The following is a 24658-nucleotide window of genomic DNA, read 5'->3' as shown; positions in this document are numbered from 1 at the left end:
CGCCATGAACGCCGACCGCAACGATCTCGCCACGCTGGTATCTCCGCCGACAGCCACGAAGGCGCCGCGCCTCTTCGAGGAAATCTGCGGGCAGATCCGCGCGCGCCTGCAGGAAGGCACGCTGCGCCCCGGCGACAAACTGCCCGCGGAGCGCGAGCTCGCCGTCCAGCTCGGCGCCGGCCGCCCCGCGGTGCGCGAGGCGCTGCGCAGCCTGGAGATCGCGGGCCTGGTGGAACTGCGCAAAGGCGTCAAGGGCGGCGCCTTCATCCGCGAGGGCGACCCGGCCGTGGTGACGCGCTCGATCCGCGACATGGTGTACCTGGGCAGCATCTCCCTGCAGGCGCTGACCGAGAGCCGCGTCATCGTCACCGATGCCGTGGTGCGGCTGGCCTGCGAACGCGGCACCGAGGCCGACTTCCAGGCCCTGGAAGACAGCATCGCGCAGACCGAGCAGCTCGAGCGCGCCGGCGATTTTGAACGCCGCCGCGTCCAGCTCGTGGCGTTCTATGGATTGCTCAGCCGCGCCGCGCGCAACGAAGTGATGATCATGTTCATGGATTCGCTGACCGAGATCGTGTTGGGCATTCTGAACCGCGTGAACGTCCCGCCCAGGCCGTTGACCCTGCAGGTGCAGCGTGCGGTGATCGGCGAACTGCGCGCGCGCAACGCCGACGCCGCCGCCGAACTGATGTCCGAGCACCTGCGTGCGCTGCATCTGTATCTGCTGGAAGCCGCCGACGCCAAGGTGGGTGCGCGATGAAAGCGATCTGGATCGAGCGCTACGGTGGCCCTGAGGTGCTGCGCCGGGGCGAGCTGCCCGTGCCGCGGCCGGGGCCCGGCGAGGTGCTGGTCGAGGTGCGGCACGCTGGCGTCAACTTCATGGACGTGCATACCCGGCAAGGCAAGTATGCCGATTCGCGCACGTACCCCGTCCGTCTGCCCTGCACGCTGGGCATGGAGGGCGCTGGCGTGGTGTGCGAGACCGGGCCGGGCGTGGCCGGCGTGCGGCCGGGCGACCGGGTGGCCTGGTGCATCGTCTGGGGCAGCTATGCCGAGTACGCGGTGGTGCCGGCCGCCCGGCTTGCCCGCGTGCCCGACGCCTTGCCGCTGGAGATGGCCGCGGCCACGCTGTTTCATGGCTGCACGGCGCATTATCTGCTGCACGACGTCGGCCGCATCGGCCCCGGCATGCAATGCCTGGTGCACGCCGCTTCCGGCGGCATCGGCCAGATCCTGGTGCAACTGGCCAAGCGGGCCGGCGCTACGGTCCTGGCCACCACCAGTTCGGCGCAGAAGGCCGAGGTGGCGCGCGCCCACGGCGCCGACCACGTGTTCGGCTACGGCGAGGCCGGCGGCTTCGTCGACGACGTACTGCGCGTCACGCAGGGCGCAGGCTGCGATGTGGTGTTCGACGCCGTGGGCGCCAGCACCTTGCGCCACAGCTTCCGGGCCACGCGGCGCAGTGGACTGGTGGTGAACTACGGCGCGGTGTCGGGCGCGGTGCGTGACCTCGACCCGCTTGAGCTGGGCGAGGCCGGTTCGCTGTTCCTCACCCGGCCCAGGCTGGCCGATCACCTGCCCGACGCCGCGACCCTGCAGCGCCGCGCCGATGCCATCTTCGGCGCGCTGCTCGACGGCGGCCTGTGCGTGACGATCGGTACACGCCACACCCTGGACGACGTCGAGCAGGCGCACGCCGCGCTGCAAGCGCGCCGTTCGCTGGGCAAGCCCATGCTGTGCGTGAGGGCGGGGCCGGATTGAACGCGCGCCGCACTGGCGGTCTTTCCGGTGTGCCGAGCCCCGGCGCTGTCGCCGGAGCCGTTACGGATTGATACTGCAGGGGCTCGCCGGTAGACTGCCTCGATCGTGCCCTGTCATGCCTTCCGAGGTCGTCCCGCCATGCGTACCCTGTGCCTGCCCCTGCTCGTCGTCGCCTGTAGCCTCGCGGCGAGCGCCGCCGCGCAGGCGGCGACCCTTGCCGTGCAAGCCGGTGCTGGCCAGCGCACCGTCTCCACCGAGGAACTGCTGGCCCGTCCCGATGCCCAGGCAGTGGAAATCCCGGCCGATGTCGCCTACAAGCGGGATATGCGGTATCGCGCTGTGCCGATCGCCGCGCTGCTCGAAGGTGTCGCGCCCGAGGCCACCCTGCAGGCCGTGGCGCTGGACGGCTTCGTTGCCGATCTTGCGGCCGCACCGCTGCTCGCCACCGATCCCGCCGGCGCCCGCGCCTGGCTCGCCATCGAGCCGCCAGGCCAACCCTGGCCGGCCCTCGGCGAGGGCAAGCCGAGCGCGGGCCCGTTCTACCTCGTCTGGACCAACCCGGCGGCCGGCGGCATCGTGCCCGAGCAATGGCCTTACCAGATGGCCGCCCTGCGGCTGGTCGCGCCGGCGGCGGAACGCTTCCCCGCCATGCAGCCGCAGGCAGGCACCAGCGAGGACAGCCCCGTCTGGCGGGGCTTTCAGGTGTTCCGCACTCACTGCATGGTCTGCCACACGCTGAACGGGCAGGGCGACGCCAGCATGGGGCCCGATCTCAACCAGCCGCACAGCCCCACCGAGTACATGATCGCCGACGCCCTGCGCATGTACCTCCGCGATCCGCAGGCCCTGCGTCACTGGCCGCAGGCGCGCATGCCGGCTTTCGACGAGAACATCCTGCCGCAGGCAGACCTCGACGCCTTGCTGGCCTATCTGGGCCACATGGCGCAAAGCCGCGGGCAAGGCGGGGCGGATACCCGCTGACGCGCCTCTTCTCGTGCGGCGCCGAAGCTATTTGGCGCTGGCCGAGGCGCGCCGCAGGGCCGTCCGCCGCCGCAGCGCCCGGGCGAAAGCCGCGCCCGTCAGCGGCAACACGACCGCCGGCAGCAGCAAGGGCAAGGCGAAGCCCAGGCTGTCGATCAGGCTGCCGGCCAGCAGCACGCCCAGGGCCTGGCCGACGAACAGGCAGAAGGCGAACACCGAGACGGCGCTGCCACGCACCGACGGCGCCATCTGCGTGGCGTGCGTTTGCAGCGTGTTGTGGAACAGATAGGTGCCGAAGCCGAGCACGAAGGCGGCCGGTGCCGCCCAGACCCAGTGCGGCATCGCCATCCAGGCCAGAAAGCCCACGCCGGCGAACAGGCCCCCCAGGAACACCATGCGCCGTTCGCCCAGGCGCGTCACGATGCGCTTGGCATTGAGGGCGTAGAGCAGCCCGCCCAGCGCGTTGCACGCCGTCAGGCCGGCGGCCAGCACCAGCGGGATGCCGAAGGTGTCGTGCAGCAGGGTGGGAATGTAGGCCAGCGGTCCGAGCAGGAACAGGCCCTCGACGAATACGGCGAGCAGCACCACCCGCGCCCACGGCTCGCCCAGCACGGTGGCGAGCTTGCCGGCGAAGCCCTGGCCCGTCTGCGGCTGGGGCGTATTGCCCACCGTGATGCCCGCGGCACGCCTGGCCAGGAGGATCGCGATGCACAGATAGCCCAGGGTGAACAGCGCGAACGCGCCGCGCCAGCCGGCGGCCAGGTCGGCGAACACGCCGCCGACGAGCTGCCCGGCAATCATGCCGGTGAGCGTGCCGGTCATGAAGCGGGCCAGCGTGGTCTGCCGCTCCTCGTAGGGCATGGCGTCGCCGATCCAGGCCATGGCGAGCGGAATGATCCCGGCCGCGGCGGCGCCCCACAGCACGCGCGCGGCGACCAGGGCGTGGAAGTTGAAGGCCACCGCTGCGATCACCGAGGCGACCGCACAGCCCACCAGCGCATGGCACATCAGCCGCATCTTGCCGTAGCGGTCGGCGAGCGGCCCGAAGACGAGCTGCATCAGCCCGTACGCCAGGGCGAAGCCGGTGACCACGTGGCTGACCTCGCCCGGCGTGCGCTGGAACTCCTCGGACAGCCGGGGCAGCAGGGCGTCGCACACGCGCAGCGCCGAAGAGCTGAAGAAGCCCGCCAGGGCGAGCAGCAGGATGGTGCCGCGGGGAATGGCGAGCGAGCGCGGCGTGCCGTCGGCGGGCATGGCGGGCGTCAGCCCGCGATGCCGTAGCGCGTACGGTAGGCCAGCACGGCGTCGCGGTGCTCGGCGAGCGCCTCGCCCGCTGCGCTTTCCAGGTGCGCGAGGATGTCGTCCAGCGAGGCGATGCTCACGACCGGGATGCCGTAGGTCTTCTGCACGTCCTGCACGGCCGAGCCGTCGGACAGGGTTTCAGCGTCGCCCGCGCGCTCCTGGCGATCCAGCGCGATCAGCACGGCGGCCGGCTCGGCGCCCGCCGCGCGGATGATGTCGACCGACTCGCGCACCGAGGTGCCGGCGGTGATCACATCGTCCACGATCACGACCTTGCCCTTGAGCGGTGCGCCGATCAGCGTGCCGCCTTCGCCGTGGTCCTTGGCTTCCTTGCGGTTGAAGGCGAACGGCACGTCCTGCGCGTCCACCGAGAGCGCCATCGCCGTGGCCGCGGCCAGCGGGATGCCCTTGTAGGCCGGCCCGTACAGCATGTCGAAGGCGACGCCGCTCGTGCGCAGCGTCTCGGCGTAGAACGCGGCCAGCCGGCCCAGCGTAGCGCCGGTGTTGAACAGGCCGGCATTGAAGAAATAGGGGCTGTTGCGCCCGGACTTGGTCTGGAAGCTGCCGAAACGCAGCACACCTTGCTCGATGGCGAAGCGGACGAAGGTGGTGCGCAGGGTGGAGTCGGACATGGTGGCGGAGGGGGGAGTTGCTATCATCGGGGCCGACATTGTATGCCGTCGCCGCGGCCGACCAGCCGGGCGGCGTCCGTTTCCCGCCATTTCTTGAGCGCCCGCCTGAGCGGCCGGCGCCACGGAGACCTTCTTGCTGCGTATCGTTTCGCTCAACCTCAACGGCATCCGTTCAGCCTTCAGGAAGGGCCTGCAGCCCTGGATCGAAGCCAGCGGCGCCCACGTCATCTGCCTGCAGGAACTGAAGGCGCTGGAGTCCGACCTCGACGAGGGCTTGCGCAACCCGCCCGGCTACACCGGACATTTCTTCTCCGCCCGGAAAAAGGGCTACAGCGGTGTCGGCCTCTACGTGCGCGATGCCTGCGAGCGCGTCGTGAGCGGCTTCGAGGTGGAGGAGTTCGATGCCGAGGGCCGCATCATCCGCGCCGATTGGCCCAGGACCAGCGTGATCAGCGCCTACCTGCCTTCGGGCAGCAGCGGCGAAGAGCGCCAGGCCGCCAAGTACCGCTTTCTCGACGAGTTCGGCCCCTGGCTCGATGGCCTCATGGCCGAACACAAGGCCACCGGCCGCGAGTTCGTCATCTGCGGCGACTGGAACATCGCGCACAAGGAAATCGACCTCAAGAACTGGCGCGGCAACCAGAAGAACTCGGGCTTTCTGCCCGAGGAGCGCGCCTGGCTCACCGACGTCTTCGAGAAGCGCGGCTTCGTCGACGTGTTCCGGGTCGTGGACGACCGGCCCGACCAGTACACCTGGTGGAGCAACCGGGGCCAGGCCTGGGCCAAGAACGTAGGCTGGCGCATCGACTATCAGATCGCCACCCCGGGCATCGCGGCCAAGGCCCATGCCGCTTCGATCTACAAGGACGAGCGCTTTTCGGATCATGCGCCGCTCGTCATCGATTACGAGGCAACGCTGTAGGGCCTGGCAAAGCGGCCCATCCCAGGCATCAGGTTCGTGTCCAGTCTTCCACCTGCAAACCGGCAACGCGCTGGAATTCCCGTACGTTGTGCGTAATCAGCGTCAGATTCGTGATCAGGGCATGGGCGGCGATCTGAGTATCCAGGGCACCAATGGCCTGCCCCTGGCGTTCCAGCCGTGCGCGTACCTGACCGTAGGCGTCGGCGGCGGCGTCGTCCCAGGCGAGCGTGGTGATTCCCCGCAGAAAGCGCTCCACTTCACGGTCCAGCCGTGTGGCGGCGGGCAGCAGGCGGGCGACACCGTAGCGCAGTTCGGCGCGGGTGATGGCCGAGATGCAGACGGCGGCCACAGCCTCCCGCCGCAACCGCTGCTCCAGTGCCGGATGGCTGCCGCGCAGCAGATAGCTGGCAATGTTGGTATCTAGCATGAAGCGCGGTGTCATTCTTCACTTTCATGCTTGATGGGTGGTGCGGGCTCCCACAGCGCACGGGATTGCTCGGGCGGCTGCCGCCGATCAGCGAGAAAGTCTTCCGGTACCGCCTCGAGGTCGCGCTGGCTGAGAAATTCATCCCATGAAGACCAGCCTTGCCGCTTGGAGAGTATGACGTCGCCGGTCAGCGGGTCACGACGGATGAAGACCTCGCTTCCTTCAAAGCGGAACTCGGCCGGCAGGCGCACGGCCTGGCTGCGTCCGTTGCTGAACAGTTTGGCGGTTTGCATGTCGAATGTCCTCGCTATCCCAAAGAGTAACGGTCACCAACCGGTAGAGTATATATCATGATAGATATCATTGCCGGTTCCTAGCCATCGATCCAGGCGTGGTCCACCTCGCGGTCTGCATGCGGCCTGGATTCGCCAGGCATAGGCACAAAAGCATGCGCTATGCTGCGTGTCACCGCCTTTTCAGGGTCGCCCCATGGCTTCCGGTAGTCTGCTTGCCTTGCTCGACGACATCGCCTCCTTGCTGGACGACGTGTCGGTGATGACCAAAGTCGCGGCACGCAAGACTGCCGGCGTGCTCGGCGACGATCTCGCCCTGAACGCGCAGCAGGTCACGGGCGTGCGCGCCGATCGCGAGCTGCCGGTCGTCGCGGCCGTGGCCCGGGGCTCGCTGGTCAACAAGGCGATCCTGGTGCCGCTCGCCTTGCTGATCAGCGCCTTCGCTGCCTGGCTGGTGACGCCGCTGCTGATGATCGGCGGCGCCTTTCTCTGCTACGAAGGCTGCGAGAAGCTTGCGCACAAGTTCCTGCATTCTGCGCCGGAACGGGCTGCCGCGCACGAAGAGCACGTGCGCAAGCTGCAGCACGCACCGCGCGACGCTGTGCATCTCGAGAAGGACAAGATCCGGGGCGCCATCCGGACGGATTTCATTCTCTCCGCCGAAATCATCGCGATCACCCTCGGCGTCACGCAGGGTCAGCCCTTCATGCAACAGGTCGTCGTGCTGGTCGGCATCGCCCTGGCCATGACGGTCGGCGTCTACGGGCTGGTCGCGGGCATCGTCAAGCTGGACGACCTGGGGCTGCACCTGAGCGAACGGGCCGGCGCACTGGCGCAAGGCACCGGCCGGGCCATCCTGGCTGCCGCGCCGTGGCTGATGAAGGCCCTCTCGGTGGTCGGCACCGCCGCCATGTTCCTGGTCGGCGGCGGCATTCTCGTTCACGGGGTGCCCTTCCTCGAACATCAGTCCGAGGATCTCGGCGCGCTCGGCGCCTTCGTCGGCTCGCTGAGCGTCATGGCTTTCAACGCGCTCGTCGGCATCATCGCCGGCGCCATCATCCTGGCGGCGGTGACGTTGTTCAAGCGCATGCGCCGCGCCGCCTGAAGGGCGGTGTGCGCGGGGGCGATGGCCCGCGCCTCACCCCGCCGGGTGCGTCGCCAGCCAGTGCCGCGCGATGTCCTCGCGCTTGCAGATCCAGACCTTCTCGTGGCCCTGGATGTAGTCCAGAAAGCGCGCCAGGCCGGCGAGGCGGCCCGGGCGGCCGACCAGGCGGCAGTGCAGGCCGACCGACAGCATGCGCGGCGTGGTGGCGCCTTCGGCGTACAGCACGTCGAAGGCGTCCTTGAGGTAGGTATAGAACTGTTCGCCGGTGTGAAAGCCCTGCGCCTGCACGAAGCGCATGTCGTTGGTGTCCAGGGTGTAGGGCACGATGAGCAGGGGCTTGCCGCCGACGTCCTCGTAGTAGGGCAGGTCGTCGGCATAGGAGTCGGCGTCGTACAGGAAGCCGCCGTGCTCGGCCACCAGGCGCCGCGTGTTGGGGCCGGTGCGTCCGGTGTACCAGCCGACGGGCGGGGCGCCGGTGTAGCGGCGGATGGTCTCGACGGCCAGCGCGATGTGCTCGCGTTCGATCTCCTCGGGCACGTTGCGATAGTCGATCCAGCGCCAGCCGTGCGAGGCGATCTCGTGCCCGCCCTCCACGAAGGCGTGGGCGGCCTCGGGGTTGCGCGCCAGGGCCATGCCGACGCCGAAGACGGTGAGCGGCAGGCGGCGTTCGCCGAACAGGCGCAGCAGGCGCCAGACGCCGACGCGGCTGCCGTACTCGTACAGCGATTCCATGCTCATGTGCCGTTCGCCCGGGAAGGCGACGGCGCTCACCATCTCGGACAGAAAGGCCTCGGAGGCGGCGTCGCCGTGCAGGATGGTGTTCTCGCCGCCTTCTTCGTAGTTGAGGACGAATTGCACGGCGATCCGCGCACCGCCCGGCCAGGCGGCGTGAGGCGGCTTGCGGCTGTAGCCGATGAGGTCGCGCGGGTAGGGGGTTCGGGCCAGGTCGTCGAGGGTTTGCATGCGTTGCTCCATGCGGTTCAGGCGGTGCGGGCGGTGCGGGCGAAGCCCGCGGTGAGTCCGGTATAGGGTTTGGGGATGGGGTCGGCGTAGTCGCCCTGCTTGCTGGTGGCGATGCCCAGGGCGACCAGGGATTCCACCAGGCGCACGGCCATGCCGACGCCGTCGATGACGGGCACGCCGAGTTCCGTGCGCAGCCGCAGGGCGAGGTCGCTCATGCCGGCGCAGCCGAGCACGATGGCGCCCGAGCGATCTTCGCTCAAGGCGCGCCGGCAGGCCGCCAGGATCTCGGCGTAGGCGGCCGGGTCGTCGTGCTCCAGGTCGAGCACGGGAATATCGGTGCCGCGCACGCTGCGGCAGAAGCGCGCCATGCCGTAGGCTTCGGCCAAGTGCTCGGCGATCACGCAGGTGCGGGTCAGGGTGGTGACCACCGAGAAGCCGGTGGCGACGAAGCTCGCCGCATGCATGGCCGCCTCGGCGATGCCGATCACGGGGCCGCGCGCGGCTTCCCGCGCCGCCGCCAGGCCGGGGTCGCCGAAGCACGCCAGGACATAGCCGTCGCAGCCCTGGGCCTCGCCGCGGCGGATGACGTCGAGCACACCCAGCACCGCCACGGCGTCATCGTAGTGGGACTCGATGGACGCCGGCCCCATGTCCGGGTTCACCGCGAGGATCTCGGTGCCCGGCCCTGCGGCCCGGCGCGCCTGCTCGCCGATCTTGAGAGTCATGGCGCTCGAGGTGTTGGGATTGATGACGCATAGGCGCATGGCGGGGCTCGGAAGAAGGGCGTGGGCATCCGTTCTGGTGCGTGGTGCACTGGATTCGTGCGGCATCGTGTACTGATCCTGTATGCAAGATTAGCCTACACCGCCATAAGCATTTTCCATGCAAGATTGCGCGGGCGGCCGCCTGCCGGCTCCAAGCCGTTGACCCGGCAGGGGTTTGCGGCGGCGGCGTCGGCACGGCGAGCCGCCCGGCCGGTGCGCTGCACAAATTGGCACAGCCCTTGCACTTTGTCGTGCAAAGCCGCCTTTTTCGGTCCGCCATGTCGCTGCGCCATCCTCCTGCACCACCCGTGCCCGCCGCCGAAGCCGCACATGCCGGTTCGGCGGTGCAGGTGTATGCCGAGCTGCGCGCCGCGATCGTCGACCATCGGCTGCCGCCGGGAACCAAGCTGCGCGAACAGGAGATCGCCGCGTCGTTCGGCGTGAGCCGCACGGTGGTGCGCGAGGTCCTGATCGGGCTGATCCGCGACCGTCTCGTGGTGCAGGAACCCAAGCGCACGGCGCAGGTGGCCAGGCCGGCCTGGTCGGAGGCGCGCCATGTCTTCGCCGCCCGCCAGCTCATCGAGGGCGAGCTGGTGAGCCAGTTGGCCAGCGCGGCCACGGCACGTGACGTGGCCGCGCTGCGCGAGGCGATGGCGCTCGAGCAGGCGGCGGTGGCGCGCGCGGACCGCGCCGAGTCGATCCGCTTGTCCGGCGAGTTCCACCTGCAGCTCGCGCGCGCCGCCGGCAATCCGGTGCTGTACGAGCTGCTGCGGGATCTGGTCTCGCGCACGTCCCTGCTCTTTGCCATGTACCAGCAAAAGGATGCGCCCATGTGCGTCGCGCATCATCACGGCGCCCTGCTCGACGCCATCGCGTCGGGCGACGTGGCGCGCGCTGCCGGCGAGATGCGCGCACACCTGCTCGAGCTGGAGACCCGCCTCGCCCCGCTGGGCTCGGCGGTCTCGCCCACCCTGGCCCGGCTGCTGGGCCGGGATGTCCAGAAACGGAGGAAATCCGCATGAGTCAGTCGCTTGCCCCCGATAGCGGTCCGGCCCTCGCGCTGGAGGCGCCGCCCCCGCACGAGTCGCGTCTGGAACTGGCGGCGGTGACCAAGCGCTACGGCGATACCGTGGCGGTCGACGGCATCGACCTGCGCATCGAAGGCGGCAGCTATTGCTGCCTGCTCGGGCCTTCGGGCTGCGGCAAGACCTCCACCCTGCGCATGATCGCCGGGCATGAGATCGCCAGCGAAGGCGACATCGTGCTCGGCTCGCGCAACATCACCAACCTGCCCGCGGCCGCGCGCGGCACGGCGATGATGTTCCAGAGCTATGCCCTGTTCCCGCACCTGTCGGTACTGGACAACGTCGCCTTCAGCCTGAAGATGAAGGGCGTGGACAAGGCCGCCCGGCACGCTCGCGCCCGGGAACTGCTCGCCCTGGTCGACATGGACGCCTACGCCGCGCGCCTGCCCGCGCAGCTCTCGGGCGGCCAGCAGCAGCGCGTGGCGCTCGCGCGTGCGCTCATCACCGAGCCGCGCGCCCTGCTGCTCGATGAGCCGCTTTCGGCGCTCGACCCCTTTCTGCGGGTGCGCATGCGCGCCGAGCTGAAGCGCTGGCAGAAGACGCTCGGTTTCACCTTCGTGCACGTCACGCACTCGCAGGAAGAAGCCATGGGGCTGGCCGACTTGGTGGTGGTCATGAACGCCGGGCGCATCGAGCAGGCGGGCAGCCCGCGCGCGGTGTTCGACGCGCCGCGCACCGAGTTCGTGGCGCGCTTCATCGGCAGCCACAACGTCGTGCACACGCCCGCCGGCAAGGTGGCCGTGCGCAGCGACCGCATCCGTCTTGCGCCGCAGGGCGACGGCGTGCCGGTCACGGTCACCGCCTGCGAATACCAGGGTACGCACGTGCAGGTCGCGCTCGCCACCGCCCAGGGCGAGGAGTGGACCGCCACCGTGCCCGACCAGGTGTTTCACGCCGCACCCATCGAGCCCGGCGCCGCCCTGCGCGCGGCCTGGGCCCCCGAGGCCGCGCATCGCCTGCAGGCCTGAGCGCCGCCTTATCCCACCCCGGCAAGGAGCCACGAGATGTCCGATCGCAAGCCGCACGACCGCACCGCCCGTTCCATCGTCTCGCCAGCCAACCCGCGCAGCACGACGCGCCGCCGCCTGCTCCAGGGCGCGGCCGCGGGCGCCGGCATGCTCGCCTTTCCCTTCGTGCACGCCCAGGAAAAGCCCACCCTGCGCTATCTGGGCACGGCGGTGAACCAGAGCAACGAGATCGCCCAGAAGTTCTTCGAGGACACGGGCATCCGCATCCAGTACATCCCGGTGACCACGGACGACGTCGGCCGCCGCGCCCTCACCGCGCCGCACTCGTTCGACCTCATCGACACCGAGTACTTCGCGCTGCGCAACATCATGCCCTCGGGCAACCTGGTCGGCATCGACACCAAGCGCATCAAGTACGCCGACAAGATCACCCCGCTCTTCACCCGCGGCGAAGTCGACGGCAAGCCGGTGGGCGATCAGGGCACGGCGCCCAAGAAGGTGATGTTCCTCGAGTCGCCCAGCGCCAAGACCTTCGCGGCCGAGCCCACGCAGTACATGACACTGATTCCCACCACCTACAACGCCGATACGCTGGGCATCCGCCCGGACCTGATCGGCCGGCCGGTGGAATCCTGGTCAGAACTGCTCAACCCGGAGTTCAAGGGCAAGGCCGCGACGCTGAACATCCCGTCGATCGGCATCATGGACGCCGCGATGGCGGTCGAGGCGGCCGGCATCCACAAGTACGCCGACAAGGGCAACATGACGCGCGAGGAGATCGACCTCACGATCAAGACCCTGATCGAGGCCAAGCGCAACGGCCAGTTCCGCGCGCTCTGGCGCGACTTCAACGAGTCGGTCAGCCTGATGGCCTCGGGGGAAGTCGTGATCCAGTCGATGTGGTCGCCCGCGGTCACTCAGGTTCGCTCGATGGGCATCGCGTGCACGTTCCAGCCGTTGAAGGAGGGCTACCGTGCCTGGGCATCGGGCTTCGGTCTGCCGCGCACGCTGGCGGGCGCCAAGGTCGATGCGGCCTACGAGTTCATCAACTGGTTCCTCGACGGCTGGGCGGGCGCCTACCTGAACCGCCAGGGCTACTACTCGGCGGTGCTCGAAACCGCCAAGGAGAACATGGAGCCGTACGAGTGGGACTACTGGATGGAAGGCAAGCCCGCCGCCCAGGACATCACGGCGCCCGACGGGCGTCTGCTCGAGAAGGCCGGCACGGTGCGCGACGGCGGTTCCTACAACGAGCGCATGGGTGCGATCGCCTGCTGGAACTCGGTGATGGACGAGAACGCGTACATGATCCAGAAATGGAACGAGTTCGTCGCCGCCTGATCGTCGCGGCGCGGCGGCCGGGCGGCTGCGCGGCCGTGGCGGGATCGGCCCGCGCGCTCAGCGCAGCGCCCAGCCGCGCCGTACCTGCGGTTTCCCCGGCCATGGCCGGGGGGTCAACCCTGTTCTGGAGTGCATGATGCAGGCGCATGCCGTCACTTCCGAAGAAAGCACGGCCCGCACCGACGCCGGCGCGGGGCCGGCACATGCTCCGCCCGCGCCGCCGCCCGGCCGCCTGGGCTGGCGGGCGCCGGCGTGGCTGCAGGCCACGCCCTTCTCGCTGGTCTTCGCGCTGTTCTTCATCGTGCCGCTCGCGCTGGTGCTCACGATCAGCGTGTGGGAATACAACCAGTACGAGATCATCCCCGCGTTCACGTTCCGCAACTACAGCGACGTCTTCGCCGGCTGCCTGGCCGGCGATGGCTTGTGCACCACCTTCCGCACCTATCTGTCCACCCTGAAATTCAGCTTCCTTACCTGGCTGATCACGCTGGTGTTGGGCTTCGCCGTGGCCTACTTCCTGGCCTTCCATGTGCGCACCCTGCGCATGCAGATCCTGTTCTTCGTGATCTGTACCGTGCCTTTCTGGACGTCCAACGTGATCCGCATGATCGCCTGGATGCCGCTGCTCGGCCGGCACGGGCTGGTCAACGACACGCTGCTGGCGCTGGGGCTGGTCGATCGGCCGCTGGAATGGCTGCTGTACTCGGATTTCTCGGTGGTGCTCGCCTACGTGCACCTCTATACGCTGTTCATGATCGTACCGATCTTCAATGCCATGATGCGCATCGACCGCAGCCTGGTCGAGGCAGCGCGCGACGCCGGCGCCTCGTCCTGGCAGATTCTCTGGAACGTGATCGTGCCGCTCACGCGCACCGGCATCATCATCGGCTCGATCTTCGTCATTACCATTGTGATGGGCGACTTCGTGACGGTGGGAGTGATGGGCGGCCAGCAGATCCCGTCCGTGGGCAAGACCATCCAGGTGCAGACCTCCTATCTGCAGTTCCCGATGGCCGCGGCCAACGCGGTGATCCTGCTGGCCATCGTGCTCATGATCATCTGGGCGCTCACCCGCCTGGTCGACGTCCGCAAGGAGCTGTGATGGACCGCGAACGACGCACACCCGGCTTCTACGTCCTCGCCGCGATCTTCGGCGCCTTCGTGCTGTTTCTCTACGGGCCGATGCTCGGCATCTTCGTGCTGAGCTTCCAGGGGCCGGAAGGCGGGCTCACCTTTCCCATGCGCGGCGTGTCGCTGCACTGGTTCCAGCGTCTGTTCGAGGGCGTCGGGCTGGTGGACATCGGCGCGGCGTTTCGCCGCTCGCTGGCGCTGGGCGGCATCGTCATGGCGCTGACGGTGGCGCTCTCGCTGCTGGCCGGGCTGGCCTTTCGCAAGGGCTTCAAGGGCGGGGGCCTGCTCTTCTACGTCAGCGTGGCCAGCCTCATCATGCCCTCGATCATCGTCTCGCTGGGTATCGGCCTGCAGTTCCGCCTGCTCGATTCGGCCGTGGTCGCGCTGGCCGAGTACTACGAGTGGTACGACTTCCTGTCGGACTACACGACCACCATGGGATTGTTCACCTCGGGCCTGGGAGCGCATCTGACCTGGACCCTGCCGTTCGGCCTGCTCATCATGTTCGCGGTGTTCAACCGCTTTGACCCGGCGTTCGAGGAGGCCGCCAGCGATCTCGGCGCCACGCCCTGGCAGACCTTTCGCTACGTCGTGCTGCCCATGATCGGCCCGAGCCTGGTCGGCGTGGGCATGTTCGGCTTCACGCTGAGCTGGGACGAGATTGCGCGCTCGTCGCAGGCCATCGGCGACCTCAATACCCTGCCGCTGGAACTGCAGGGCCTGACGACCACCGTGACCACGCCGGTGATCTACGCCCTGGGTACGCTCACCACGGCGGTCTCGCTCGTGGTGATCGCGGTGTCGCTGGGCACGCTGGCCGCGTTGCGCAGGCGCGTGCCCGGCAGGGTCGGCTGATCTTGCGCACAGTCCAGGCTGTTCGCGCGTAGCGGCAGGAAAAAGGCGGCCCGCGGGCCGCCTTTTTCCCGAGGGCTCGGGACGGCCTCAGCGGCTGTCGCGCTTGGCCTGGGCGCGCGCGTTGGCCGAGCGCTGGCGGGCGCTCAGCACGGTCGAGCGCGTGCTCTTGGCGCCGCGTTTGGGTTCGACCGCGCGCGCGGCTTCGCTCTGGTTGCGGCGTGCCGTCTTGGCGTTGCCTACCTTGCTGGCGGTGGCCGCGCCGCCGTGCTTGGCCGCCGCCTTGCGCGCCGACTTCCTGGCTGCGGCCTTCTTGGCCACGGCCTTCTTCACGGCCCTGCCCAGCCCCGCCACCGAGCCGCTCACGCTGGCTCGCTGCGCGGTCTCGAACGCCTGGTCTTCCTGCTGTTCGATCTGCGCGATGCGGGCTTCCATGCGGGCGACCACCTCGGCCAGGATCTCTTCCTTCTGCTGCGTGCGCAGGTTGGCCGTGCCGCGCGCGCCGCTCTTGCTGCCGGTGGCGCCGCGGATGGCCAGGCGCTGCCGGCGATAGAGATCGCGGTACTTGTCGCGCAGCTTGCGCGAGCGTTCGAGCTTGCCGCGCAATTCGGCCTTGCCGAGCTTGCGTATCTCGGTGGAACGACCTGCGTCGAACAAGGCGAGCTCGCTCGTGGTCAAGAGCTTCTGCGCCTGTGTGCGCGTATATGCCATCCTGGTCTCCTGTCGAATGCAACGAACGCGTCGACTCAGCAAGATGCTTGCCTGCATGCGCGGCTGCCGCGTGCGATCAACGCAGAAGGACGGTGGCAAGGTCGATCGCGCCGGCCTGCGGCGTATCGAGGCGCAGCGAACGCTCGATGGCATCCAGATGGGCGATCATCAGCTCGCGGCCCTGGCCCGTGCGCGCATGCGCGATGGCTTCGACCAGAGCCGCATGGTCGCAGTGCTTGCAGGCCGACGCGATCGGCGCTTCGAAGGCAAGGATCGCAAGGCAGGTGAGCGGTGTGAGCTCGCGCATCATGCGCGTCAGCAGCGGGCTGCCCGTGAGTTCGGCCAGCAGCACGTGAAAGCGGCCCGAGAGCCGTACCGCGGTGCGGCGATCGCCGGCCGCGTGCGCCTGTTGCTCGCTGCGCACCAGCGCGCGCAGGCGGTCCACGGCGTCCGGCGCGGCGCCGGATCGTATGCGGTGGATCAAGCGCTCGACGACGGCGGGCTCCAGCGTGCGACGCACGTCGAAGACGTCGCGTGCGGCTGCTGCGGTGGGCGTGGTGACGAAGGCGCCCCGATTCGGATACAGCGTGACCAGTTCCTCGGCGGCCAGGCGCTGCAGGACGCCGCGCACCTGGGTTCGACTGACGGCGAACAGCTCGGCCACGCGCTCTTCGGAGAGTTTCGTGCCGGGCAGCAGGCGGTGTTCGACGATGGCGTCGTAGATGCGCTGGTAGATGTTGGCTTTGGAGGCAGAGGGTTTGCCAGGCGCTGGTTCGCCGGATTGCAGCATGGGGCGCGCGGGTCGGGCCGGGGTTCGTCGGAAACGCCGTGGGCCGGCCCGCCTGCGTTGGGCCCGCCCGCCGGCAACGCGGATTGCCTCAGACGCGCACCTCGCGATTGAAGCGATCGATGTACTCGCCCCGGCGAGGGTTGAGCTTCTCCCAGTCCACGCCGCTCATGGCCTCGACTTCGGCCATGCTGGACGCATACGCCTGCAGGCCCTTGCTGAACTCGGCCTTGGTGTTGACCGGTACGATGAAGTAGGGGTCCGCGGCCATCTGGGTCTGCACCTCCGGGCTGAGGGCGGCATCGATGTACGCGGCGGCCAGGTCGACGTTCTTCGTGTTCTTGACGATGTTCATCACGCTCTTGATGTGGATCCAGCCGGTGTCGGGCCTGGTCAGGGCCACGGGCACGCCCTTGCCCTGCAGGTCGCCGACGTTGTTGTTGTAGTGCACCGAGATGTCGATCTGCCCTTGCTGGAACAGCGTAGCGAGCGAGCCCGGGTTGCTGGCCACCGCGCTCACGTTGGGCAGCAGCTTCTTCACGAACTCGAACGCGGGCTCCAGGTTCTCTTCGTCGCCGCCGTTCAGGCGCGCGATCTCGACCATCCAGGCGGACATCAACGTCGAGCCCATGCCGGCCAGGCCCACGCGGCCTTTGTACTCGGGCTTGAGCAGGTCGTTCCAGGAGGTGGGCGGGGTCTTGATGCGCTCGGTGTTGTAGGCGATGCCGATGATCTGGCCGGAGACGAACACACCCTGACCGCGCGGGTCGACCATCGAGGCCGGGACATCCTTGAGGTTGGGCACTTTGTCGACCGGAATCGGCTCGAAGAGGTCCTGAGCCATGGCGGCGAGATAGGGGCCTTCGTCCAGGATGATCACGTCGAAGGCCGGGTTGGCCCGCGATGCGACGATCTTCGACACGGTGTCCACCGCCAGCGAGGGCGTCAGACTGACCGACGCGCCGGTCGCCTTGGTGAACGCAGGCAGCAGGATGCCCCGATGCGCCGACTCCCAGGCGCCAGGATAGGTCGTGGCGACGATGGACTGGCTTTGCGCGAAGGCCAGGCCGGGGTGGGAGGCAAGTTGAACGGCGGCCAGGCCGGCGGCACCCTGCAGGAAATGGCGACGGGAGATGCGTGAGGTCATGGAGGGTTTCCTTGCTTGCGGATGAAGGCTCGAGTCAGCGTGATGCTGCTAGGGCAAGGTCCATGCCATGTTGCGATGCATGCGGTACGCCCGGTTGCGCGAGCGGCGCATGCCCCAAAGTTGCGCCGCGCATGCCCTCCTATGGTGAGCTTGTGCACAGAATTGCGCGCAAAGATCGATATTGATTGGGTCCAATCCATGACAGGCTTTGTACTCAAGATTGGCATGGATCTTGTGTGCCGAACGGGCGGATACCGATTCAGCACTGGCCTCAACAGGATTGCGCATGTCCCCATCTGCCCCGACCGCCGGCGTCGACGTCGAACTGGAACAGATCCATCACCGCTATGCCGGCACGACCGCCGTGGAGTCCGTCTCCCTGCATATCGAGGCGGGTGAGCTGGTGGCGCTGCTGGGCCCGAGCGGCTGCGGCAAGACCACCCTGCTGCGGATCGTCGCCGGGCTTATGCACCAGACCGAAGGCACGGTGCGCATCGCCGGGGCCGTGGTCGATGCGCTGCCGACCAACGAGCGCGGCGCCGGCATCGTCTTTCAGAACTACGCGCTGTTTCCCCACATGACCGTGCTGGCCAACGTCGCCTACGGCCTGCGCGCGCGCGGCGTGGCCGCGGCCAAGGCGCAGGCGAGCGCCGGCGAGATGCTCGACATGGTACAGATGTCGCGCTTCGCCAAGCGCTATCCGCGCGAGTTGTCGGGCGGGCAGCAGCAGCGCGTCGCGCTCGCCCGCACACTGGCGGTGCGGCCCCGGGTTCTCCTGCTGGACGAGCCGTTCGCCGCGCTGGACAAGAACCTGCGCCTGGACATGCAGATCGAGATCCGGCGCATCCAGCGAGAGCTGGGCATCACGACGATACTGGTCACGCACGATCAGGAAGAGGCGATGTCCATGGCCGATCGCATCGCGGTCATGAACACGGGCAACGTCGAACAGTTCGACACGCCCGAAGCCATCTACGATCGCCCGGGCAGCCGCTTCGTCGCGACCTTCATCGGCACGGCCAACCTGGTGCCGGGGCGATTGGCCGCCGACGCCGACGGCTTCAGCGTGGCGTGCGCCGGCGGCGGGAAGGTGCTGCTCGACGAGGCGTGGCCTTGTTCGCGGCCCGGCGCGGTGGTGCTGGCCGCCCGGCCTGAGCATCTGTGCCTGGCCGAGCCGGGCGGCGACGCCTTGCCGGCCACGGTCGAGATGGTGCTGCCGCTCGGGCCGTCGCTGGTGTATGAGCTGCGGCTCGCGGATGGCGCGGCCGTCAAGGTGACGCAGCCGCGCACCACCGATGCGCAGCGCTTCGGCAGCGGCGACCGGGTCGGGCTGCAACTGCGGCGCGGTTCGCCCGCCAGCGTCTTCGTGGGCTGAGCGCCATGGCCGCGTCCTCCTCCCGCCTGGCGCCGCCCATCGGTCTTGCCGTGCCGCTGGGCCTGTTCTTCGTCGCGTTCGTGTTCGCGCCCATCTTGCTGCTGGGCTACGTCAGCCTGCACAACGATCCCATGCTGTCCGAGCCCGGCGTCGCCCAGTACGTCAAGTTCCTGGGCGATGCCTTCAACCTGGCCATCCTGGGCAATACCTTGTGGCTGGGCGTGAAGGTCACGCTGCTCGCGATGCTCGTCGGCTTTCCGCTGGCCTACCTGTACACGCAGGCGCCCGCGCGCTGGCAGGGCCTGCTGCTGCTGCTCATCATCCTGCCGCTGCTCACCAGCTCGGTGGTGCGCACCTTCGCGTGGGTCGTGATCCTGGGGCGGCAGGGCATCATCAATACGGCGCTGCTCGAACTGGGCTGGATCGCCGAGCCGCTGCGCCTGCTGTACACCGATACGGCCGTGGTGGTGGCGCTGGCCCAGATCGAGCTGCCGCTCATGGTGCTGCCCTTGATCTCGGCGCTCACCGCGCTGGACCCGAACCTGCACCAGGCCTCGCTCGCGCTCGGCGCCGGGCACTGGCGCACCTTCCTCAAGGTCACGCTGCCCCTGTCGGCGCCGGGCCTGCTCGCCGGCAGCCTGCTGGTGTTCGCTTCCAGCATCAGCGCGTTCGTCACGCAGACGCTGGTCGGCGGCGGGCAGAACATCTACATGCCCTTCTACATGTATCAGCAGGCGGTGCAGGCCAACAACTACCCGTTCGCCGCCGCCATCGCCATCCTGCTGCTGGTCAGCGTGCTGGCCGTGGTGGTGCTCATCAACGCGCTCGGTCGCCGCAGCAAGGGGTTCGTGCATGCCTAAGAGATCCGGTATTCCCACCGGCGCGCGGCAGCGCGGTTCGGTCTATCTCGGGCGCGTGGCCAGGCCCGAGGCCGGTGCCGTCGCGCGCGCCTCGACGTCCGGGTCGCTGGAGCGCTTTTCGTTCAAGGCGGTGTTCGGCATGCTCGGGGTGCTCGCGGGCATCCTGCTGCTCGCGCCCACGGTCATCGTGGTCATCACCTCGTTCACCAGCGGCTACTCCTTGAGGTTTCCGCCGCCGGGGTATTCGCTGCGCTGGTACGAAGCGCTGTGGACCCAATCGCCCGAACTGATCGATGCCTTCCTGCTGTCGCTCAGGCTGGCGGCGGTCGCCACGGGGATATCCATCGTCCTGGCGGTGGCCGCGGCGCTTGCGCTCGCGCGCCGGCGCGAAGGCTGGGCGCGCCTGCTGGAGGCGGTCTTCCTGTCGCCGTTGATGCTGCCCGCGCTGGCCATCGGCCTTTCGTTGCTGATGCTGTTCAACCTGGCGGGCACAGGGCTGTCCTTCACCACGCTGGTGCTGGGCCACGTGGTCATCACCACGCCCTACATCGTGCGCACCACGTCGGCGAGCCTGCTGCAGATGGACGGCGCCCTGATGGAGAGCGCGCACGCCCTGGGCGCTTCGCCGACCTACGCCTTTCGCACCGTCACGCTGCCGCTGATCGCGCGCGGCGTCGCGGCGGGCGCCTTCATCGGCTTCATGTATTCCTTCGACAACGTGGCGGTGTCGCTGTTTCTGTCCGACGCGCGCAGCGAGGTGCTGCCGATCCGCATGTGGCACATCATCGAATCGAATCTCGATGTGCGCGCAGCCGCCGTATCCGGCGTGCTGATCGGCATCACGCTGCTGATGATGCTGCTGATGGAACGCGTGGCGGGCATCTCGCGCCACATGCGATGAGGGTGCACGGCGTGGGGACCCGCCTCCGGCCGGCGCCCGCGCTGCGCTCAGCTTGCGGGCGCGACCGGGTCCTGCCCCCATGCGCGGCGCAGGGCGAGGTATTCCGCCTGCAGGACGCCGTCGCGCAGCACCAGCGGATATCCGGTGAGCTCGCAGAAGCGCTCCACGCTGTAGGCGCCCAGATCGGACCTGCGCAGGGTGGCATGGCGCAGGGCCAGCACCAGGGTGTGCACGCCGGCGATCTTGAGCGCGCCCGCGCACATCGGGCAGGGCTCCATCGTGCAGTACAGCGTCGTGCCGCGCACGGCCTGCGCGCCATGCTCGCGGAACGCCGCCTTCAGCGCCTCGGTCTCGGCATGCGCCGTGACATCGCCCAGGGAGTTCTGCCGGTTCTGGCCGGTGGCCAGCATCACCCCGTCGCGCACGATGACCGCGCCCGTCGGCCAGTCGCCCCGCGCATGAGCCTCGCGGGCCTCGGCCAGCGCCACCCGCATCCAGGTCTCGTCCTGCGCGGCGTCGGCGAGCCGCGTAGCGTTGGTGTCCATGCCTTTCTCCCCATTCCTTGCGACACGGCGTGCATAGTTAGCACGAGCATTAGCACGAGCACGAAGCCATGAGCAAGGGCGTATGCCGGGAAGGGTTGCGCCATACTGTCGTTCCCCACATTCTTACCGCACGTTTGCCATGAACGAATGTCCCATGCAGCGCGATTTCCTGGGTTACGGCGAGGCCCAGCCCGACATGCGCTGGCCCGGCGGCGCCGGCCTGGCCGTGTCCTTCGTCCTCAATGTGGAGGAGGGCGCCGAGTTTGCCCTGAGCGCCGGCGACGAGCGCAACGAAGGCTGCCATGAAGTCAATCACGAAGTGCTGGGCGCGCCGGACCTGTGCATGGAGAGCCATTTCGAATATGGCGCTCGCGTGGGCTACGGCCGCATCACCCGGCTGCTGGCCGATGCGGGCGTTGCGCTGACGCTCAATGCCTGCGGCCGGGCGCTCGAGGCGACACCATGGATCGCGCAGGACGCCGCACGGCGCGGCTTCGAGATCTGCTGCCACGGCTGGCGCTGGGAATCCCACGCCGGTCTCGCCGAAGCCGAGGAGCGCGAGCGCATCGCCCGCGCGGTCGGCGCCATCACGCGATTGTCGGGCAGGGCCCCCGTGGGCTGGCACACCAAGTCGTCGGCGTCGGTGAACACGCGCCGGCTGCTCAAGGAGCACGGCGGATTCCTCTACGACAGCGATGCCTACAACGACGATCTGCCCTACTACGTTCAGGTCGACGGCGAGCCGCGCCTGGTCCTGCCGTACGCGTTCGACACGAACGACATGAATTTCTTCGACAGCCACGCGTTCGCCAAGGGCAGCGATTTCGCCGAGTACTGCGGCGACGCCTTCGACTGGCTGCTGGCGGAGTCGCGCCAGGCGCCGCGCATGATGTCCATCGGGCTGCACACCCGGATCATCGGGCGGGCGGGCCGCATCGGCGGCCTGCGCGATCTGGTGGCGCGCATCGTCGGCGCCGAGGGCGTATGGCTGGCAACGCGCGAGCAGATCGCCCGCCACTGGCTTGCCCATGTCCCTCCCAAGGCTTACCGATGAAGATACTGCTCGTCAATCCCAACCGCACCCAGGCCGTCACGGACGCAGTCCTCGCCGCAGGCTGGACCGCCGCTCGCCCCGGCACTTCGCTCGTGGCGGTCACGGGCCGATCCGGGCCGCTGGTGATCGGTTCGCGCGCCGAGAATGCGATTGCGCAGCGTGAAGTCCTGGAGCTTGCCGCGGCGCATGGCGCGGATGCCGACGCCATCGTGCTGGGGGTCTCCCTGGACACGGCGTTGTGGGCGTGCCGCGAGCTTTTCACGGTGCCCGTGATCGGGATGACCGAGGCGGGCCTGCTGATGGCCGCCACGGTGGGGACCCGCATCGGCGTGCTGACGCTGGGGCGGGCCATGGTGCCGCTGTACGAGGAGTTGGCGGCGGCCTACGGAATGGCCGCGCGCGTCGCCGCGGTCGATGCGGTGGACATCATGCCCGCGCAGGCGCTCGCGCAGCCGCACGCCGTACGCGAAGCCTTGTGCGCCGCCATTGCCCGCATGCGCGAGCGTCGGGGTGTCGATGTCGTGCTGCTCGCGGGCGCCGCCCTGGCGTCGATGGCGGCCGACGCCCAGGCTGCCTCGCCGGTGCCCGTGCTCGACGGCGTGGCGTGCGCGGTGGCACTGGCCCAGGCCCGCGTCGATCTTCGCCTGCCGCCCAGCACGCTCGGGGCGGATGCGCCGCTCTCGGGCCGCGACGTGACGGGCGTATCGCCGGCGTTGGCCGCGCGTTTCAAGGATTCCTCCAGGTCTTCATCATGAGGCAATGGCACGAGCTGGGTCTGCGCGAGCTGGCTGAAGAGGTCGCATCGGGCCGCACGCGCGCCGTCGACGTTGCGGCCCACTTCGTCGATCGCGTGGCCGGGCTTAACCCCGCACTGAACGCCATCGTGCGCTTCGATCGGCAGAGGGTGCTCGAGGAAGCCGCCGCCGTCGACCGGCGCGTGGCGGACGGCGCCGCGCTGCCCCTGGCCGGCGTGCCCTTCACGGTGAAGGACAACCTGTGGGTCGAGGGCTACCGCATCGCGCAGGGCTCGCGTCTCTTCGAGGATTTCGTCGCGCCGCGCGATGCCTGGGTCGTCGCCCGGCTGCGCGAGCTGGGCGGCGTGATGCTGGGCATCACCAATTGCCCGGAATTCGCCTGCAAGGGGGTGACCAACAGTCCGCTCCATGGCGCCACGCGTCATCCGCTGGACCCGCGGCTCACGCCGGGCGGCTCCTCGGGCGGCGCGGTGGCGGCGCTGGCGCAAGGCCTGGGCCTCGTCGCCGTCGGCACGGATGCCGGGGGTTCCACCCGGCGCCCGGCCGCGCACTGCGGGCTCGTCGGGCTCAAGCCCAGCGCCGGCACGATTCCGCATCCGTGGGGTTTCGCCGAGCCCAACTTCGGATTCTCGGTGATCGGATTGATGACGCGGCAGGTAGCCGACGCGGCCCTGCTGTTCGAGCTGCTCGCGCGCTATGACGCTGGCGATCCGGCGGGCGTGCCGATTCTCTACGAGACGGGCTGGGTCGACGCGCCGCTGCGTGCCACGGATGGGTTGCGCGTCGCCTGGAGCCCTGGCCTGGGCTGCGGCTTCGCCATGGACGACGACGTGCGCGAGGCATTCGCGCGACGCATCCAGGCCTTGCGCGCCGCCGGCTGGCGGATCGCCGACGCCGACCCCGTCTGGCCGCCCGGCGTGCACGAATATCCCCTCGTCGCCTTGCAGCAGGCCGGGCTGTACCGGCTGTATGGCGAACGCCTGGCCGCCGAGCGCGAGCGCATCGATCCCGATCTCGTCGCGCAGATCGAGGCCGGCGCACGGCATGGGCCTGCCGTGATCGCGGCGGCGCTGCGGCTGCAGGAGGGCATACGCGGGGCCATGGCCCGGTTCTTCGAGTCCTGGGACGTCCTCTTGTGCCCGGCTGCGCCCGTCACCGCCTGGCCCTTGGCCGAGCCCTATCCGGCGACGATCGGCGGGCGGCCCGCCACCTCGCGCGGCCACGCGGCCTTCACGCCGCTTTTCAACTACGCGGGCGTACCGGCCTGCGCGGTGCCCGCGGGCAGCGTGCGCGGCCTGCCGGTCGGCTTGCAGGTGGTTGCGCCGCGCTTCGAGGATGCCCGCGCGTTGCGCATGGCTGCGGTCATCGAGGCGCTCGGATAGCCGGATGTGGCGCCCGCCAGGGAGATGACGGGCAAGCCGGCGGGTCCGTGTCGCGCGAGGCAGCGTCCTCAGCCGCCGTCGGCCTGCGGGACGACGAGCCGCTCCAGCGCCGCGCGCAGCGGCGCCGGCAGCGGCACCGGCCGCCGGCTCTCGCGGTCGACGTAGACGTGCACGAAATGGCCTTGCGCGGCGGCGCTCGGGTCGTCCTCGCGGAAGATGCCCACTTCGTAGCGCACGCTGCTCGTGCCGAGCCGGGTGACGCGGATGCCCGCGGTCACGGCCTCGGGAAAGGCCACCGATGCAAAATACTGGCACCCCGTTTCCACGACCAGCCCGATCACCGGACTGCTCTGGATGTCCAGCACGCCGCTCTCGATCAGGTAGCGATTCACCGCGGTGTCGAAGTACGAGTAGTACGTGACGTTGTTCACGTGGCCGTACGCGTCGTTGTCCATCCAGCGTGTGCTGATCGGCGAGAAATGCGCGTAGTCGCTGCGCGCGGGCGGTTGCGGACGTGACATGGGGTCTCCCTGCGGTGGTTTGCGGGCATTGTAGGAGCGCGCGCGCGTTCCGGGTTCGGCGGGGCGGCTGGCGTCGAAGGCGGCCCGCCAGGC

Annotated in this window: 27 protein-coding genes; 16 read left to right on the top strand and 11 right to left on the bottom strand. The window is 69.1% G+C overall.

The window, feature by feature from the left end; all coding sequences use genetic code 11:
* The first annotated feature begins 4 nt into the window (after positions 1-4).
* The 3 genes from FOZ76_RS28110 (at position 5) to FOZ76_RS00200 (ending at position 2742) form a co-directional block, all read left to right on the top strand.
* Complete coding sequence (locus FOZ76_RS28110) at positions 5-760, top strand: FadR/GntR family transcriptional regulator (protein WP_170235232.1); 756 nt, start codon at positions 5-7, stop codon at positions 758-760.
* Entirely contained in the window at positions 757-1761 is a 1005-nt protein-coding gene (locus FOZ76_RS00205) for a quinone oxidoreductase family protein (RefSeq protein ID WP_143946102.1), read from the top strand. Before FOZ76_RS28110 ends, FOZ76_RS00205 begins: the two co-directional genes overlap by 4 nt.
* 138 nt (positions 1762-1899) lie before the next feature.
* A complete protein-coding gene (locus tag FOZ76_RS00200) occupies positions 1900-2742 on the top strand; it encodes a c-type cytochrome (RefSeq protein WP_143946101.1) in 843 nt (280 codons plus the stop codon).
* A gap of 27 nt (positions 2743-2769) precedes the next feature.
* Here FOZ76_RS00200 and FOZ76_RS00195 read toward each other — a convergent pair whose 3' ends face one another.
* Both FOZ76_RS00195 and pyrE read right to left on the bottom strand, forming a co-directional pair.
* A complete protein-coding gene (locus FOZ76_RS00195) occupies positions 2770-3996 on the bottom strand; it encodes an MFS transporter (protein ID WP_143946100.1) in 1227 nt (408 codons plus the stop codon).
* An 8-nt stretch (positions 3997-4004) separates the two neighbouring features.
* Positions 4005-4676 carry an orotate phosphoribosyltransferase gene (pyrE, locus tag FOZ76_RS00190; protein ID WP_143946099.1) on the bottom strand — a complete coding sequence of 224 codons (672 nt, stop codon included), beginning with the start codon at positions 4674-4676 and terminating at the stop codon, positions 4005-4007.
* Between the two features lie 133 nt (positions 4677-4809).
* On the opposite strand from pyrE, the gene FOZ76_RS00185 reads away from it, so the two are divergent.
* A complete protein-coding gene (locus tag FOZ76_RS00185; protein ID WP_143946098.1) occupies positions 4810-5598 on the top strand; it encodes an exodeoxyribonuclease III in 789 nt (262 codons plus the stop codon).
* Positions 5599-5626: 28 nt separating this feature from the next.
* Here the strand turns inward: FOZ76_RS00185 and FOZ76_RS00180 are convergent, their stop codons facing one another.
* Positions 5627-6040, bottom strand: a complete 414-nt coding sequence (locus FOZ76_RS00180) for a type II toxin-antitoxin system VapC family toxin (protein ID WP_143946097.1) — start codon at positions 6038-6040, stop codon at positions 5627-5629.
* Positions 6037-6318, bottom strand: coding sequence for an antitoxin (locus tag FOZ76_RS00175; RefSeq protein WP_143946096.1), 282 nt, complete (start codon positions 6316-6318; stop codon positions 6037-6039). The genes FOZ76_RS00180 and FOZ76_RS00175 overlap by 4 nt, the downstream gene beginning before the upstream one ends.
* Positions 6319-6514: 196 nt before the next feature.
* Here FOZ76_RS00175 and FOZ76_RS00170 point away from each other — a divergent pair, with 196 nt between their 5' ends.
* The gene (locus FOZ76_RS00170; RefSeq protein ID WP_143946095.1) at positions 6515-7423 is read left to right on the top strand and encodes a DUF808 domain-containing protein; all 909 of its coding nucleotides are present in this window, start codon (positions 6515-6517) and stop codon (positions 7421-7423) included.
* 33 nt (positions 7424-7456) lie between these two features.
* On the opposite strand, the gene puuE is transcribed toward FOZ76_RS00170, so the two are convergent.
* Positions 7457-8386 (bottom strand): allantoinase PuuE, encoded by a 930-nt coding sequence (gene puuE, locus FOZ76_RS00165; protein ID WP_143946094.1) that lies wholly within the window; start codon positions 8384-8386, stop codon positions 7457-7459.
* A gap of 17 nt (positions 8387-8403) precedes the next feature.
* Positions 8404-9150: an aspartate/glutamate racemase family protein gene (locus FOZ76_RS00160; protein WP_143946093.1), complete on the bottom strand. Its 747-nt coding sequence runs from the start codon at positions 9148-9150 to the stop codon at positions 8404-8406.
* 308 nt (positions 9151-9458) lie between these two features.
* Between FOZ76_RS00160 and FOZ76_RS00155 the strand changes: the two genes are divergently transcribed.
* The 5 genes from FOZ76_RS00155 to FOZ76_RS00135 all read left to right on the top strand — a co-directional run bounded on the left by FOZ76_RS00155 (position 9459) and on the right by FOZ76_RS00135 (position 14530).
* Positions 9459-10172, top strand: a complete 714-nt coding sequence (locus tag FOZ76_RS00155) for a GntR family transcriptional regulator (protein WP_170235231.1) — start codon at positions 9459-9461, stop codon at positions 10170-10172.
* Positions 10169-11203, top strand: a complete 1035-nt coding sequence (locus FOZ76_RS00150; RefSeq protein ID WP_143946091.1) for an ABC transporter ATP-binding protein — start codon at positions 10169-10171, stop codon at positions 11201-11203. Before FOZ76_RS00155 ends, FOZ76_RS00150 begins: the two co-directional genes overlap by 4 nt.
* Positions 11204-11239: 36 nt before the next feature.
* Positions 11240-12544: an ABC transporter substrate-binding protein gene (locus tag FOZ76_RS00145; protein ID WP_143946090.1), complete on the top strand. Its 1305-nt coding sequence runs from the start codon at positions 11240-11242 to the stop codon at positions 12542-12544.
* A 136-nt stretch (positions 12545-12680) separates the two neighbouring features.
* The gene (locus tag FOZ76_RS00140) at positions 12681-13646 is read left to right on the top strand and encodes an ABC transporter permease (protein WP_143946189.1); all 966 of its coding nucleotides are present in this window, start codon (positions 12681-12683) and stop codon (positions 13644-13646) included.
* Positions 13646-14530 (top strand): ABC transporter permease, encoded by an 885-nt coding sequence (locus FOZ76_RS00135; protein WP_143946089.1) that lies wholly within the window; start codon positions 13646-13648, stop codon positions 14528-14530. Before FOZ76_RS00140 ends, FOZ76_RS00135 begins: the two co-directional genes overlap by 1 nt.
* Before the next feature lie 87 nt (positions 14531-14617).
* Here the strand turns inward: FOZ76_RS00135 and FOZ76_RS27665 are convergent, their stop codons facing one another.
* The 3 genes from FOZ76_RS27665 to FOZ76_RS00120 all read right to left on the bottom strand — a co-directional run bounded on the left by FOZ76_RS27665 (position 14618) and on the right by FOZ76_RS00120 (position 17172).
* Positions 14618-15238, bottom strand: coding sequence for a hypothetical protein (locus tag FOZ76_RS27665; protein ID WP_211365898.1), 621 nt, complete (start codon positions 15236-15238; stop codon positions 14618-14620).
* A 76-nt stretch (positions 15239-15314) separates the two neighbouring features.
* Positions 15315-16028, bottom strand: coding sequence for a GntR family transcriptional regulator (locus tag FOZ76_RS00125; RefSeq protein ID WP_143946088.1), 714 nt, complete (start codon positions 16026-16028; stop codon positions 15315-15317).
* 88 nt (positions 16029-16116) lie between these two features.
* Positions 16117-17172 (bottom strand): ABC transporter substrate-binding protein, encoded by a 1056-nt coding sequence (locus FOZ76_RS00120; protein ID WP_143946087.1) that lies wholly within the window; start codon positions 17170-17172, stop codon positions 16117-16119.
* Between the two features lie 286 nt (positions 17173-17458).
* On the opposite strand from FOZ76_RS00120, the gene FOZ76_RS00115 reads away from it, so the two are divergent.
* From FOZ76_RS00115 to FOZ76_RS00105, 3 genes are read left to right on the top strand one after another with little or no spacing between them, the layout of a single operon-like run.
* On the top strand, positions 17459-18547 hold the full coding sequence (locus FOZ76_RS00115; protein ID WP_143946086.1) for an ABC transporter ATP-binding protein: 1089 nt from the start codon (positions 17459-17461) through the stop codon (positions 18545-18547).
* A gap of 5 nt (positions 18548-18552) precedes the next feature.
* Positions 18553-19407: an ABC transporter permease gene (locus FOZ76_RS00110; protein ID WP_143946085.1), complete on the top strand. Its 855-nt coding sequence runs from the start codon at positions 18553-18555 to the stop codon at positions 19405-19407.
* Complete coding sequence (locus tag FOZ76_RS00105) at positions 19400-20308, top strand: ABC transporter permease (protein ID WP_170235230.1); 909 nt, start codon at positions 19400-19402, stop codon at positions 20306-20308. Before FOZ76_RS00110 ends, FOZ76_RS00105 begins: the two co-directional genes overlap by 8 nt.
* Positions 20309-20355: 47 nt before the next feature.
* On the opposite strand, the gene FOZ76_RS00100 is transcribed toward FOZ76_RS00105, so the two are convergent.
* Positions 20356-20853 (bottom strand): nucleoside deaminase, encoded by a 498-nt coding sequence (locus FOZ76_RS00100; protein WP_143946084.1) that lies wholly within the window; start codon positions 20851-20853, stop codon positions 20356-20358.
* Between the two features lie 154 nt (positions 20854-21007).
* On the opposite strand from FOZ76_RS00100, the gene FOZ76_RS00095 reads away from it, so the two are divergent.
* The 3 genes from FOZ76_RS00095 to FOZ76_RS00085 are packed head-to-tail and all read left to right on the top strand — an operon-like array spanning position 21008 to position 24044.
* Complete coding sequence (locus tag FOZ76_RS00095) at positions 21008-21907, top strand: polysaccharide deacetylase family protein (RefSeq protein WP_246129221.1); 900 nt, start codon at positions 21008-21010, stop codon at positions 21905-21907.
* Complete coding sequence (locus FOZ76_RS00090) at positions 21904-22662, top strand: aspartate/glutamate racemase family protein (RefSeq protein ID WP_143946082.1); 759 nt, start codon at positions 21904-21906, stop codon at positions 22660-22662. Before FOZ76_RS00095 ends, FOZ76_RS00090 begins: the two co-directional genes overlap by 4 nt.
* Entirely contained in the window at positions 22659-24044 is a 1386-nt protein-coding gene (locus FOZ76_RS00085; protein WP_143946081.1) for an amidase, read from the top strand. Before FOZ76_RS00090 ends, FOZ76_RS00085 begins: the two co-directional genes overlap by 4 nt.
* Positions 24045-24112: 68 nt before the next feature.
* Here the strand turns inward: FOZ76_RS00085 and FOZ76_RS00080 are convergent, their stop codons facing one another.
* A complete protein-coding gene (locus tag FOZ76_RS00080) occupies positions 24113-24565 on the bottom strand; it encodes an acyl-CoA thioesterase (RefSeq protein ID WP_143946080.1) in 453 nt (150 codons plus the stop codon).
* Positions 24566-24658 lie beyond the last annotated feature (93 nt).

The sequence above is a fragment of the Verticiella sediminum genome, assembly GCF_007558815.1.
Classification (GTDB): domain Bacteria; phylum Pseudomonadota; class Gammaproteobacteria; order Burkholderiales; family Burkholderiaceae_B; genus Verticiella; species Verticiella sediminum.
Note: the sequence above shows the minus strand (reverse complement) of the source record. Positions and strands in the feature narration are given on the sequence as shown.

Bases quoted from the DNA above. Each gene is read 5' to 3' on its own strand.
- FOZ76_RS28110 (WP_170235232.1), top strand. From the start codon at position 5: ATGAACGCCGACCGCAACGATCTCGCCACGCTGGTATCTCCGCCGACA.
- FOZ76_RS00205 (WP_143946102.1), top strand. From the start codon at position 757: ATGAAAGCGATCTGGATCGAGCGCTACGGTGGCCCTGAGGTGCTGCGC.
- FOZ76_RS00200 (WP_143946101.1), top strand. From the start codon at position 1,900: ATGCGTACCCTGTGCCTGCCCCTGCTCGTCGTCGCCTGTAGCCTCGCG.
- FOZ76_RS00195 (WP_143946100.1), bottom strand. From the start codon at position 3,996: ATGCCCGCCGACGGCACGCCGCGCTCGCTCGCCATTCCCCGCGGCACC.
- pyrE (WP_143946099.1), bottom strand. From the start codon at position 4,676: ATGTCCGACTCCACCCTGCGCACCACCTTCGTCCGCTTCGCCATCGAG.
- FOZ76_RS00180 (WP_143946097.1), bottom strand. From the start codon at position 6,040: ATGACACCGCGCTTCATGCTAGATACCAACATTGCCAGCTATCTGCTG.
- FOZ76_RS00175 (WP_143946096.1), bottom strand. From the start codon at position 6,318: ATGCAAACCGCCAAACTGTTCAGCAACGGACGCAGCCAGGCCGTGCGC.
- FOZ76_RS00170 (WP_143946095.1), top strand. From the start codon at position 6,515: ATGGCTTCCGGTAGTCTGCTTGCCTTGCTCGACGACATCGCCTCCTTG.
- puuE (WP_143946094.1), bottom strand. From the start codon at position 8,386: ATGCAAACCCTCGACGACCTGGCCCGAACCCCCTACCCGCGCGACCTC.
- FOZ76_RS00160 (WP_143946093.1), bottom strand. From the start codon at position 9,150: ATGCGCCTATGCGTCATCAATCCCAACACCTCGAGCGCCATGACTCTC.
- FOZ76_RS00150 (WP_143946091.1), top strand. From the start codon at position 10,169: ATGAGTCAGTCGCTTGCCCCCGATAGCGGTCCGGCCCTCGCGCTGGAG.
- FOZ76_RS00145 (WP_143946090.1), top strand. From the start codon at position 11,240: ATGTCCGATCGCAAGCCGCACGACCGCACCGCCCGTTCCATCGTCTCG.
- FOZ76_RS00140 (WP_143946189.1), top strand. From the start codon at position 12,681: ATGCAGGCGCATGCCGTCACTTCCGAAGAAAGCACGGCCCGCACCGAC.
- FOZ76_RS00135 (WP_143946089.1), top strand. From the start codon at position 13,646: ATGGACCGCGAACGACGCACACCCGGCTTCTACGTCCTCGCCGCGATC.
- FOZ76_RS27665 (WP_211365898.1), bottom strand. From the start codon at position 15,238: ATGGCATATACGCGCACACAGGCGCAGAAGCTCTTGACCACGAGCGAG.
- FOZ76_RS00125 (WP_143946088.1), bottom strand. From the start codon at position 16,028: ATGCTGCAATCCGGCGAACCAGCGCCTGGCAAACCCTCTGCCTCCAAA.
- FOZ76_RS00120 (WP_143946087.1), bottom strand. From the start codon at position 17,172: ATGACCTCACGCATCTCCCGTCGCCATTTCCTGCAGGGTGCCGCCGGC.
- FOZ76_RS00115 (WP_143946086.1), top strand. From the start codon at position 17,459: ATGTCCCCATCTGCCCCGACCGCCGGCGTCGACGTCGAACTGGAACAG.
- FOZ76_RS00110 (WP_143946085.1), top strand. From the start codon at position 18,553: ATGGCCGCGTCCTCCTCCCGCCTGGCGCCGCCCATCGGTCTTGCCGTG.
- FOZ76_RS00105 (WP_170235230.1), top strand. From the start codon at position 19,400: ATGCCTAAGAGATCCGGTATTCCCACCGGCGCGCGGCAGCGCGGTTCG.
- FOZ76_RS00100 (WP_143946084.1), bottom strand. From the start codon at position 20,853: ATGGACACCAACGCTACGCGGCTCGCCGACGCCGCGCAGGACGAGACC.
- FOZ76_RS00095 (WP_246129221.1), top strand. From the start codon at position 21,008: ATGCAGCGCGATTTCCTGGGTTACGGCGAGGCCCAGCCCGACATGCGC.
- FOZ76_RS00090 (WP_143946082.1), top strand. From the start codon at position 21,904: ATGAAGATACTGCTCGTCAATCCCAACCGCACCCAGGCCGTCACGGAC.
- FOZ76_RS00085 (WP_143946081.1), top strand. From the start codon at position 22,659: ATGAGGCAATGGCACGAGCTGGGTCTGCGCGAGCTGGCTGAAGAGGTC.
- FOZ76_RS00080 (WP_143946080.1), bottom strand. From the start codon at position 24,565: ATGTCACGTCCGCAACCGCCCGCGCGCAGCGACTACGCGCATTTCTCG.